This is a genomic window from Mucilaginibacter sp. JRF (assembly GCF_015223065.1).
GTDB lineage: Bacteria > Bacteroidota > Bacteroidia > Sphingobacteriales > Sphingobacteriaceae > Mucilaginibacter.
The window spans coordinates 674,301-686,269 of sequence record NZ_JADFBY010000001.1; the positions used below are offsets into that span (position 1 = coordinate 674,301).

Here is an 11,969-nt window from a genome sequence, read left to right on the forward strand (position 1 = left end):
GACTGACCCGTGCAAAACGATTTTAAGCTTACGATTATAAGATCTTTCGATCGCGATGCTATGCGGTCTCCGGTTATTCAACAGATCAGCAAGCAGAAGTAAAAGATTGACAAATGTCACTCTCAAATTGCGTCAAACTACTTCGTTTTACTTACGTCTCTACCTGCAATTTTGTGTCATGCACTTCAAAGGAAAGCGCACATTATTTAACATCAATAATTAAATATATGAAAACGACATCAGGCAATAATGCCCCTTTATTCTACCAGGATGCAAGTTCCCTGGCTGAACTAATCCGAAAAAAAGAAATATCTCCCGTTGAAGTGGTGAAAGCACACCTTGATCGTATCGCAGCACTAAACCCGGAGATCAATGCGATCGTTTCCATCGCGAATACAGCAATTGATGAAGCCAAAAGAGCGGAAGCAGCAGTAATGCGCGGAGATGAATTAGGCCCTTTGCATGGCGTACCCTTTACCGTTAAAGATTCCATTGACACAGCAAACACCCTTACACAGCGAGGTTCACCTATCTTTAAAGGTCGTATTCCTCAAGAAGACGCCACAAGTGTGGCGCGTATGAAAAAGGCAGGAGGTATATTATTAGCAAAAACGAATTTGCCCGAATTTTCTTATTGGATCGAAAGTGATAACCTTTTATCGGGAAGATCAAACAATCCCTGGGATCTGTTACGTACACCTGGCGGCTCCAGTGGTGGTGAGTCAGCCGCAATAGCAGCAGGCATGTCACCGATAGGTTTGGGAACAGACCTCGCGATCTCGGTTCGTGGCCCGGCTGCACAAACAGGTATCGTCTCGCTGAAGGCGACCCTTGGCCGTATCCCGATGACCGGGATCTGGCCAAGGGCGCCTCGCCGTTTTTGGCACGTTGGTCCGATGGCAAGAAGTATTCGCGATCTCGGATTAGCCTTTTCACAATTAGCTGGGCCGGATGGTCATGATGCCCTTTCTTCCACCAACGCGAACTACAACATTGGTATAGCGCAGTTCCCGTATCGCCCATTACGTATCGGCTGGATGGTGGGGCCTGGATTTGGACCTGTAGATGCAGAAGTTACGGCCACGGTAAGGGCTGCTGCAAAAGCGTTACAAGATCTTGGTATTTTTGTAGAGGCCGTTGGTATACCGGCTTTGGAAAAAGACTTCGCTTTGGACGTTTTTAATCGCTTGCACGTGATGGAAATGAAACCCGCTTTCCGCCAGGCCACTGCCGGTCGCAGCGATAGTGAAATTTATAAAATGGCCAAAACGATGTTATCATTGCCAGTTACCAACATGGATGATTATATCGATGCTGAACAGGCGGCAGAACGAATCAGGGATGGTTACGCAGAATATTTTCAACGCTATGATGCTTTGATAACCCATGTTTTGCCGATACCGGCTCACAAACATGGCGAGTCTGAATTCGTGATCGATGGTCAAACGGTAGATGCAACCTACTTACAAGGCGCTACCGTTCCGCTAAATGTTACTGGTTTGCCCGGCATTTCCATGCGTTTCGGAACAAGTAAAGCAGGATTACCCATCAATATACAGATCGTGGGAAGCTGGTTAGCAGAATCAACGATCCTTCACATTGCTTCATTGTTGGAAAGCGTCAGTACAGTTCGTGATCTGCATCCGAGTTTATAATGTGCTTATAACGCTGCGCAGTGTTCTTTTAATATCAAAACCCTTCGGGTCAAACCGAAGGATTTTTTGTTCGCTTAACAAAATCCTTTCTGATCCTGCTGAGTGTTTCCCTGGAAATACCCAAATAGGATGCTACCATGTGTAACGGAACTTTATTGAAAACTTTTGGATACGTTTTTTGAAATTCTAGGTAGCGTTCTTCGGCAGGACTGCTGATCAGCGAAAATATCCTTTGCTGACTTGTTTCAAATGCTTTCGCGTTCAGGCGGTCATAAAACAGTTTAAATGGCGGGATTGCGGTCAATAACTTCTCCCAGTCTTCTTTATTCCATACGATCACCGTGCTGGCTGATAAAGCTTCAATATTATATTCAGAGGGTGTGCCGTGATTATAACTTTCCGGATCGGTCATCCACCAGTGCTCCACACCAAAACGTACCGTATGGTCGGTGCCATTTTTGTCGTAACGATAGAGCCTGCAACATCCGCTTGCAATAAAGCACATGGATCTCCAAACCTCACCATCGTGAAGTACTGATTGCCATTTGCGGATATTTTTTATCTGCGCAACCTTTTTGATCTGATCTATTTCCTCGTCGGAGATGTCAGCAAATTCACGCAGATATTTCTCGAAGACCTCGAACATATGTTCAAAAATAAACAATAGGTTGCATCACAGGTAATCATTAATGAACTTAGATTCTTTACCAATGCTGACGGTTCATGCTGTTGATCATACCGTATGCGCCTGGTCAGCTTTGAAATTCAGCTTGTACCATCTTGATTTTCAGTTTGCTACAATTTGCTTTTATATTAAGGTAGCCGTTTAGGTGTCGAATAAAGATAATTTATTTGTATAACGAACAATAAATCAATGCAATAGGTAGATAATCATAGGTATTTTGGCATTTCAATTACGGTCTTAACCTGAGATATTTTACCAGCGAATACACAACGGGACAACGTACCTATAAAATGTGTTTTGATCGCGGGTACCATATTGATGGCAATATCGTATTCCTAATCAACCTCATCGACGAAGTCCGTTTCAATTAAGATTGCACGCAACGGCCATGATTTTGGTCAGCGCAAGGTAGGCGCTAGCCTCCTGCGCTGGCGAAGCGCAACCAAAACCGCGGCGGTTGCTCCTGCGGGGAAAAGCGGGTGAATCGCAGCGACGTGCGCGATAGCGCGCATAGCGCAGGTGAACCAGCTGTCCCGCACAATCCAGCCTCTCGCAAGCTATTACTTCTAAATTTATCGAAAAAAACTTAATTTGCAGCATGCAGCTGAGCTGGCCAATACCCAAAGCACGTTGGCGATCCATTATTATTTGGTCGATTGTCATCCTTATCGCGGCCGGTATTATCCAGGATTACATCCAGGCCCGCCTGCTTAACCAGGGCTTTTACCTATCCGAATCACTCTTATTCAAAGCCTTTTGGCTGCCCTTTATCATCGGTATCCCGCTGGTCACCCAAACGAAACGCATCCAACTCCATTGGTGGCTTATGCCCCTCGTCGCGGCAATGATGCATGTCTTCACCTACGCGGCCATCGTCTTTCTCATCTCGTATACCACATTTACGCATACCTATGGATTGATCGAACTGATCAAACACGCGCTGGCTGAAGATACTTACAAATACCTGGCGGTCTATATAAGCCTGGCTCTGGCATTCCGCTTTTTGAAAACGACCTACCCGGTAAATGCGAAGACAATTAATGTGACAACGGAATATCCAGAAAGAATGACCTTTCAGACCGGCAAGCAAAATATTACTCTAGATGTAAAAGATATCAATTTCATTATAGCCGATGATCCTTACATTGCCGTACATAACCAAAGCAAAAAACACCTCATCAGTTCTTCCCTGCAAGCCATCCAGACCCAGCTTGATCCCGAAAAGTTCGTCCGCATACACCGCTCCACTATTGTTAATTTACAAGAAGTCGAAAGCTATACCTCCCGCCTAAACGGCGATTACGACCTTAAACTGAAAAACGGCACCATGCTCCGCATCAGCCGCAGCTACAGCAAAACTTCCGTCAACGACTGGGCCACTAAAGTCCTCCACTCAGCCAATCCGCACACGATACCGGCTCAAACTCGCCTTGAAACGCTTTAGGTTTGCGGCATGAGATCACTACGAACTATATTCATTATTCTAACACTCGGACTCGCCACCCAAACGCTCAAAGCCCAACACCAACTCAAAGGAGGACCCTGTGAAGGCTGTGAAGCCGTATTTGAATACGGTAACAAACAGCTAAACCCCATCGACACCTTACCCGACTACGACCGCCCCGGCCCTAAACTCAAACTAACCGGTACCATCTACCAAAGTGACGGCAAGACACCCGCCACCAACGTCATCCTCTACATCTACCACACCAACCAGGCCGGACTTTACGCCAGAACAGCCAATGCCACCGGCTGGGCCAGACGCCATGGTGAACTGCGTGGCTGGATCAAGACCGACAGGAGCGGGCGCTATATTTTCTACACGCTCAAACCCGGTACGTATCCATCAAGGAGCGAACCCGCTCATATCCATGCCACAATATTCGAACCTAACGGCAAATATTACTACATCGAGGAGTGGCATTTTAAAGGTGATGCATTACTCTACAAACTCAAAAATCGTAAGCTGTATGGGGGAGAGGACACCCTGCTCATAACCAACAACACCGTCAACCGAGACATTATCCTAGGCTTAAATATCCCCGACTATGACTAAACTATTCATCCTGCTCGCTTTGTGCTTGCAGATCCGTACCAATACGCAAATCGCCGCTCAGACTAAGACCAATGGCTCAGTCGTCTATTGGAAAGGCACCAAACTCCGCGGTATCGGCTCACACGAAGGCATACTCAAATTTAAATCTATCAAACTCGACACCAGGCAAGACCACCTGACAGGCAGTCACTTTGTGATCGATATGCGCAGCCTGCAAGTCACCGATATCCCGGCACACGAGACCGTACCCCTCAACGCCCTGACCAAACACCTGCATGAAGAATTGGAGACCGCCACGTATCCAATGGCCAGCTTCGTCATTACCAAAGTAAAAGGACAGCAGATCAGCGGCAACCTTACGATAAGGAATATCACCAAATCCATCAGCTTTTTCTATCGCCAAACCAATGGCCAGTGGGAAGCCACTTTCAACATTAGCCGTAAAGACTTCGGTATCGGAAAGAACGCCAGCTGGCTGGAAAAGAAACTCGTCGATGATCTCATCCAGTTGAACGTGTATATCACGCTCAACAAATAAGAACAGGCCGGGCTATGCCACGACGATGACAGATCATCAAAACTATTTGCCCGATTTCAGGTTTGTAGCAGCATGGAAAACACACTCACCAAACCTAACCGCTACTCAGATACCGAACTCAGCGAATTCAAAGCCATTATCCTATCCAAAATGGCTGTCGCCCAGCAGGAATACAAGGATCTTATGGCCACATTAGATGCAGCGCCAGCAACGGCGATGATAACGGCGGAGCCTATGCAGCCCTTGAAGACGATGCAGCGACCTTAGAAAAAGAAACCGTTTATCAAATGGCCGCCCGTCAGAAGAAATTCATCGAACAACTCGAAGCCGCACTCGTGCGCATCGGCAACAAGACCTATGGCATCTGCCGCTCGACCGGTAAGCTTATCCAGAAAGAACGCCTGATGGCCGTACCGCACACTACCCAGAGTATGGAAGCCAAGCTGCGCCAGAACTAATGCCCAAACCCAGCTATTTGGACTTCGACAATAGCGCTTACCCGTGGAAAGCGGATATCGATTACCGCGCGCACCCGGAACTGTACTGCGTCGGCAAAGGCGAACAGGGCGTGCTGATCTGCGAACCCTACAAAAGCGAGATCGGCACGCACTGGCGTTTCAGAACTCCCGAGATTGCGACCGAAAGCAGCAAGGCTATCTCCAAATTGTTCGAAGCTTACCTAAAAACAGGCGACTTCGTCGGTGCCGATATGGCCCGCAAATACTTGCAAATGGGTTATACCCGCGCCAGACGCTACGCCAATTACAAAGGCGGCAAAAAGTATGATAAAGAGCAGGACTATAAGCGACTACAACGCGGCACCGGCGAAACCGAAAAAGCCGAAGGCGCAGCTATCTTCTATCGAAGCTGGAAAGCAGCCGAAGCAAACCCGGTCTACGCCGCTATGAAAAAACGATGGAAAAATGAAAGGGGTTAAAAAACGCGATCTTCCGCAAAAGATCTGCGCCGTTTGCGGCCGTCCTTTCAGTTGGCGCAAAAAATGGGAAAAAGTATGGCACGAGATCAAATACTGTTCGGCTAAATGCAGAACAAACCGGACATCTTCCTTGAAGACCAGATGAGCGAAACCAGCCCTTTTGTGACGCGCAGCGTAAATAGTATTTTCCATAGACTTTTTTTGTATCTATCAAACAGGTAAACGGCTACATATCACTTGCCCGCCACGTGCTGTGTCCGGAACTACTAATCTTGGCGTTATATAATTGTTTGAAGGCTGCAATATATAGGCTGATTTAGGAGAGGGATGTATATCTAACGACATGCCTTCAATGAAAATTCCGCCCTTTATGAAAAGCGTCTGAAACAGGAGCCGTCGACCGGCCATCATAATCAATCGGTTTGGTAACCTCATCACCGCGCGCCAGGGTTTGCGGCAGATCAGCGCTCGTCAGGCCGCTCAGCAACGCCGTCAGGTTGAAACACTGTTTGACCACCAGGTGCGTTACCCCGTTAGCGACCTGTAGCTTACCGGCAACCATCAATAATTTGGACTGCACGATCTCCTTGCGGTATTTATCGAACAACTGCTGCCAGACCACCAGGTTCGCCGAGCCTGTTTCATCCTCCAGCGTCATGAATAGTACGCCCTTGGCCGTACCCGGCCGTTGCCGTACCGTGATCAGGCCCGCCAAACGCACGGAATCACCATCCTTATAATTGCTTAGGTCACTGACCCGGATATTGCGGAAACTCGCCAGCTGCACACGCAGCAGACCCACCGGGTGATCCTTTAAAGATAATCCCGTCGATACATAATCCTGCACAACATGTTCGCCGCGGGTCATTAGCGGCAGGGGAACGGTTTCTTCCAGTACGGTTTCCGACAACTGCCCGTCAAACAAGCCGACGGGCCGGTCGGCCAATGCGGAAACCTCCCATAAGGCTGTGCGGCGATCAGCGCCCATGGAACGGAAAGCATCCGCGTCCGCCAGCTTTTCCAGCGCCGCTTCCGGTACGCCCGCGGCACGTAACTGGTCAATATGATTATAACCTTCATAACGCATGGTAACCAGCGCCAGCATATCTTCCTCCTTTAAACCCTTGACCTCGCGGAAACCCAAGCGAACTGCCAGGTATTTGCCGCCCTTTTGCTCCAGTGTGTTATCCCACTCCGAATAGTTCACATCTACAGGCAACACCAGTACACCGTGCCTTTGGGCATCCTGCACGATCTGCGCCGGCTGGTAGAAACCCATAGGCTGGCTGTTCAGTAGCGCGGCGCAAAACACATCCGGATAATGATATTTGAGCCAGGAGGATATATAGACCAGCAAAGCGAAGGAAGCCGCGTGGCTTTCCGGGAAGCCATAACCCTCAAACCCCTGCAACTGCTTAAATACCCGTCGGGCGAAGTCCTCTTCATAACCCCGTGCGGTCATCCCTTCCACCATCTTCTTTTCATAGAGGTGCAGTTTCCCGTTCGCTTTAAAGGAAGCCATGCTTCTCCGTAACTGATCCGCCTCACCCGGGGTGAACCCCGCCGCGACGATCGCGATCTCCATGGCCTGCTCCTGGAATAACGGTACACCCAGTGTGCGGCTTAATATTTCCTCCAGTTCCGGCTTAGGATATTCCGGGTCTTCCTCCTTATTACGCCGCCGCAGGTAGGGGTGAACCATATCCCCCTGTATCGGCCCGGGCCTTACTATCGCCACCTCGATCACCAGGTCATAGAACTCACGTGGTTTCAAGCGCGGCAGCATCGACATCTGCGCCCGGCTCTCGATCTGGAACACCCCGATCGTATCCGCCTGGCAGATCATTTCATAAACCAAAGGGTCATCCTGCGGTACATTGGCCAGCGTCAGTTTTCTGCCATGATGCTGCAGGACTAAATCAAAAGCCTTACGGATCATGGTCAGCATACCCAAACCCAATACATCCACTTTCAGGATACCCAGATCCTCCAGGTCATCCTTGTTCCATTCCACCTGAGTCCGCTCGGCCATCCGCGCATTCATGACCGGGCAGAGATCCGATAGTTTTCCCTCGGTGATCACAAAACCGCCGGTATGTTGCCCCAACTGCCGGGGAAACCCAATAAGCTGGCTGGTCAGCTGCAATACTTTATAGATGAGCGGATCTTTAGGGTTCAATCCCTGGTCGCGCAGGCGCTGCTCATCAAAACCCTCCTCGGAAAAATCCCAGATCGTCCCGCCGATCCGTTTGATCGTATCCTCCGAAAGCCCCATCGCCTTACCCACATCCCGGATGGCGCCCTTATGCCGCTCCTGCGTCACCGTGGCCACGATCGCCGCGCGGTCACGCCCGTAGTCATTATAAATAAATTGGATGATCTCCTCCCGCCGTTCATGCTCAAAGTCGACATCGATGTCGGGCCATTCATCCCTTGCATCCGACATGAAACGGGAAAAGAGCAAACGGGATTTGGCCGGGTTCACAGCCGTAATACCCAGGCAATAACAAACCGTCGAATTAGCTGCCGAGCCACGCCCCTGGTGCAGGATGCCCAGGTCTTCCGCCTTTTGGGTATACCGGTAAACCCGCAGGAAATACCAGGCGAGCTTTCGCCGCGCGATGAAATCCAGTTCGAAGTTGATCTGCTGTACCTGTTTTTCCGGAACCGGGTCGCCAAAGCGCTCTTTGGCGCCCGCCCAAGCCAGCCGCTCCAGGCGCTGCTGGGAACTTAGCCCATCAACCGGTTTTTCTTCCGGTTCCAGGTATTTCAGTTCATCAAGTGAAAATCGGCAAAGGTCAGCGATAATCAGCCCGTTATCCAGCGCTTGAGGGTAGCGCAGGAAGAGCCGGTGCATTTCATCCCGTGGTTTAAGATAACGCTCCGCGTTAGGATGGAGCTTAAAGCCCGCGTTATGGATGGTGCATTTTTCACGTATACAGGTGAGGACATCCTGTAATTCCCGGCGTTCCGCTATATGGTAATGAACATCACCCGTGGCCACCAATGGTACACCCGTTTCTGCCAGGCGGAACAGGCGTTTGGCATCCTGCCCTTCATAGGTAAAAGAAGTGGACAGGTACAATGAAGCCCCGAACTGCTTTCGATATTCAGCCAGATCCGCTAAAAAACCGGCATCCAGTTCAAACCGTGCCCCCAGTTTTTCCGGCGGAATGGCCATGAATAACATGCCTTCCGCATGCTGATAGACATCAGCCTTATATAAGATGCACTTTCCTTTCTCGGCGCGCAAGTTGCCCAGCGTTAACAAAGCGGACAAACGCGCATAGGCCGCATGATCGGTCGGGTAGGCCAGTAAACTGCTGCCATCCATTAGATCCAGGCGGCAGGCGGGGATAAAACGGATGCCCGCTTTTTTCGCCGCCATGTGCGCCCGTACGATACCGGCCAGTGAATTACGATCCGTAATGGCGATAGCGGAATATCCTAAAACCAAGGCTTGTTCAACCAGTTCCTCCGGGTGCGAACCGCCGCGCAAAAAGCTGAAGTTCGACGTGACCTGTAATTCCGCGTAATCCATCATTATTTATTGCCCCCTTTATCTATTGCCTATGCAAAATATCCGTGCAGGTACCAGCGGGCATCCCCGCCGTCATAATGCCCCGAGCGGAACAGCCAGTAACGCTGCCCTGCGTTGTCTTCTATTACATAATAATCCCGGTGTTCACCGCAGTCCTGCCACCATGCCCGCCCGATGCGTTCCGGGCCGTCCGCTTTAGCGACGATATGCCTTTTGCCTTTATGTACAAATACCTTTGGCGGATGATCCGGTATCAACGCCATTACTTCAATGGGTTCCGGGTTCCGAAGCAAACGGATAGGCCGCATCGCCCGTGGCCAGTCCGTTTCCGGCTGTTCGGTCAGTGATGAAGCCAGCTTAATCGACCGTTCCGGCCAGTGATGCTCCACAGGCAAAAACCGTTGTATGGCCTGTGCGCCGACCCGTCCTGCGATACGGTCCAGCAGTTCCGCCAGGGCGTCATCGCCAAGACCTTTGGCTTCCGCCCAAAGCTGTTCCTGCACCGTTTCCATGGGTTCAACGCTGGGCGCTTCCAATACGAATAGCTCGATACCGAGGGCGGGGTCTATCTTACCGATCTGTAACTGGAATAATTTAAACAGATGTGAAACACTATGAGAGCCCTTGGTGGTAGAAATGCCTACTTGAATCTTTTTACCATCTATACGATGACATTTTAAAAAGGCTTTACGCAGACCCATGCCTTCAGCCTGCAAACGGGAACATAAGGCTGACAGTAGTTTTTCTATAGCGATCTCTATCGCCTGTGCCGTGCGGACCGGTTCCAGGCAGGGGAGCCGTTCGGCATAAGGCACCGGCGGCACCAAAGGCTCACGGTATTCTTCCGCACGTCCCAGCGCTTGGTCGATACGTAGCAGCAAACCCTGTCCGAAACGCCGCCGCAACACTGAAGTGGGCAAGTCCAATAAAGGCCCCGTATGTTTAAATCCCAGCTTTTGTAAGCGATCAAATACATCATCTTCCAGCCGTAAAGCTGCGGGTGATAAAGTGGAGATGGCCGCCGCCTGCCCGCCGGAAGGCACAACAGGATGCTTTAGACCGAACCGTGTTACAGCCCAGGCGGTACCGATGGTATCGGCGATCGCCGCCCGGGCATCAAAGCCTGCCGCGCGTAGTTTCAGTACGATCTCTTTCAGGTATTCCCTTTCACCACCCCAAAGGTGCGCGCAGCCGGTAATGTCCAGTATGAGCTTATCCGGCAGGTCGACCGAGACGATAGGGGTATAGCGTATACAACCCAAACCCAATAAACGCAGGAGTTTAAAAGCTTGTCCGGGCAGCTCATCCATAACGAGCAGGTCCGCAACCGCCGCCCGCGCATCAGCGACCGCCATACCGGTAAAGGCGCCATCACGCTCCGCCAACAAACTGGCGGCTATAATGACCATACGGTTCTTTTGCGGCGCAGCCAGCACAAAAGGCAGTTCCCTGAGTTCATGCCGTCGCTTCGCCAGTCCGTCCGTCAGCAAATGCCGGAACCAGATCACCATAAATCGCTTTTGCATTGCTCAACCTACCTGCCTTTCTTCCTGTACTACGATCTCACTAACAGGAACGAATTGTCCTTCCTGCCATTCCAATATCCAGCGGCCGGTCTGCCCGTTACGCACCTTGAGCAGTTCCACCTGCCAGCGGATAAACCCTGTACCCGGCAGGCCGTCCAGCTCCGCGCTGGGTAGGGAACTGACCTGCCAGCGCGCGGCACAGGCTGTCGAACCTGGTTTGGCTGCCGCGTTACGCAGCACGAAGCCCGTCACCCGGCTATGTTCCACCGCTAATTGGAAACGCCGGGACTGGCGGAAATCCATATCACGCAACTCGCAGACCACGGCTGTCAGTCCCGGACACTTAAGCGCTTCTTCCATCACCCAAAGTATATCCTTATCATTAAGCAGATCAATAAAGATCACCTGGTGTGGCAGGACGCCAAAAGGGGAGAGGGCAGGGGCGAATAAACGCCGGTCCCGGCCGATCCATACACAAACACCTCCCGGCGGCATCAGCAGGGATAACATCCCCGAAACAAAGCCGCCGGAAGCCGCGGCCTGTTCGCTGCTGGCGCAAACGAGTTCGTGTACGCTGCCTTTGGGAAAAACTCCATTAGGGAAAACACTTTCCAGCGGGCCAAGCCCCAGCTGCCCGCGCTGTCCGCTGACCGGTGGCTTATAGCCTTCCCATTTTAAAAGCGCCTGCCGAAGCTCACTGATGATCTGTTTGCTGGTTTCCATACGCTCATCAATTTAAAGTGGGGTTACGGAATTGTGGGATGAACAGACCCATGTAAGCCGTCAGGCTCACGATCATATGGTTGCTGATCGCCGAACCGATCGCTTTAACCTCATCCGGGCTTAGCAAGTAAAGTTCATCGGTAGACCATATGCCACTTTCCAGTTGCAGAGTGAGTGTAAGGAAACCCGCCGCGGTGTGGTATTCAATGATGAATTGCGGAGAGCCGGGCATAGCCCAGGCCTCGGGTGGTACCTCATCCACCTGTATCCGGGTCAGTCCCCGGTGTAATTCGACATCGATATAAAAC

The 11,969-nt window shown here is 50.8% G+C and carries 11 protein-coding genes and 1 pseudogene; 7 read left to right on the forward strand and 5 right to left on the reverse strand.

Annotated features, from left to right (window positions below; genetic code table 11):
* Positions 1-227: 227 nt before the first annotated feature.
* On the forward strand, positions 228-1,655 hold the full coding sequence (locus IM792_RS02640; RefSeq protein WP_194100114.1) for an amidase: 1,428 nt from the start codon (positions 228-230) through the stop codon (positions 1,653-1,655).
* Positions 1,656-1,704: 49 nt separating this feature from the next.
* On the opposite strand, the gene IM792_RS02645 is transcribed toward IM792_RS02640, so the two are convergent.
* Positions 1,705-2,301, reverse strand: a complete 597-nt coding sequence (locus IM792_RS02645) for a Crp/Fnr family transcriptional regulator (RefSeq protein WP_194100115.1) — start codon at positions 2,299-2,301, stop codon at positions 1,705-1,707.
* 637 nt (positions 2,302-2,938) lie between these two features.
* Here IM792_RS02645 and IM792_RS02650 point away from each other — a divergent pair.
* The 6 genes and pseudogenes from IM792_RS02650 (at position 2,939) to IM792_RS02675 (ending at position 6,016) form a co-directional block, all read left to right on the forward strand.
* On the forward strand, positions 2,939-3,784 hold the full coding sequence (locus IM792_RS02650) for a LytTR family DNA-binding domain-containing protein (RefSeq protein WP_194100116.1): 846 nt from the start codon (positions 2,939-2,941) through the stop codon (positions 3,782-3,784).
* Between the two features lie 9 nt (positions 3,785-3,793).
* Positions 3,794-4,396, forward strand: coding sequence for an intradiol ring-cleavage dioxygenase (locus IM792_RS02655; RefSeq protein ID WP_194100117.1), 603 nt, complete (start codon positions 3,794-3,796; stop codon positions 4,394-4,396).
* Positions 4,389-4,934: a YceI family protein gene (locus tag IM792_RS02660; protein WP_194100118.1), complete on the forward strand. Its 546-nt coding sequence runs from the start codon at positions 4,389-4,391 to the stop codon at positions 4,932-4,934. Before IM792_RS02655 ends, IM792_RS02660 begins: the two co-directional genes overlap by 8 nt.
* A 72-nt stretch (positions 4,935-5,006) precedes the next feature.
* Positions 5,007-5,392 (forward strand): annotated as a pseudogene (locus IM792_RS02665) (TraR/DksA C4-type zinc finger protein).
* 110 nt (positions 5,393-5,502) lie between these two features.
* Positions 5,503-5,871 (forward strand): DUF4385 family protein, encoded by a 369-nt coding sequence (locus IM792_RS02670; RefSeq protein WP_347343786.1) that lies wholly within the window; start codon positions 5,503-5,505, stop codon positions 5,869-5,871.
* Positions 5,858-6,016, forward strand: a complete 159-nt coding sequence (locus IM792_RS02675; RefSeq protein WP_194100120.1) for a DUF2256 domain-containing protein — start codon at positions 5,858-5,860, stop codon at positions 6,014-6,016. Before IM792_RS02670 ends, IM792_RS02675 begins: the two co-directional genes overlap by 14 nt.
* Before the next feature lie 204 nt (positions 6,017-6,220).
* Here the strand turns inward: IM792_RS02675 and IM792_RS02680 are convergent, their stop codons facing one another.
* Genes IM792_RS02680 through IM792_RS02695 form a run of 4 tightly spaced genes read right to left on the reverse strand, consistent with a single transcriptional unit; the run spans position 6,221 to position 11,923 of the window.
* Positions 6,221-9,415, reverse strand: coding sequence for an error-prone DNA polymerase (locus tag IM792_RS02680; protein ID WP_347343787.1), 3,195 nt, complete (start codon positions 9,413-9,415; stop codon positions 6,221-6,223).
* 26 nt (positions 9,416-9,441) lie between these two features.
* The gene (locus tag IM792_RS02685; protein WP_194100121.1) at positions 9,442-10,938 is read right to left on the reverse strand and encodes a DNA polymerase Y family protein; all 1,497 of its coding nucleotides are present in this window, start codon (positions 10,936-10,938) and stop codon (positions 9,442-9,444) included.
* A gap of 3 nt (positions 10,939-10,941) precedes the next feature.
* Positions 10,942-11,661, reverse strand: coding sequence for an Error-prone repair protein ImuA (locus tag IM792_RS02690; protein ID WP_194100122.1), 720 nt, complete (start codon positions 11,659-11,661; stop codon positions 10,942-10,944).
* A 7-nt stretch (positions 11,662-11,668) separates the two neighbouring features.
* Complete coding sequence (locus IM792_RS02695) at positions 11,669-11,923, reverse strand: hypothetical protein (RefSeq protein ID WP_194100123.1); 255 nt, start codon at positions 11,921-11,923, stop codon at positions 11,669-11,671.
* Positions 11,924-11,969: the final 46 nt, after the last annotated feature.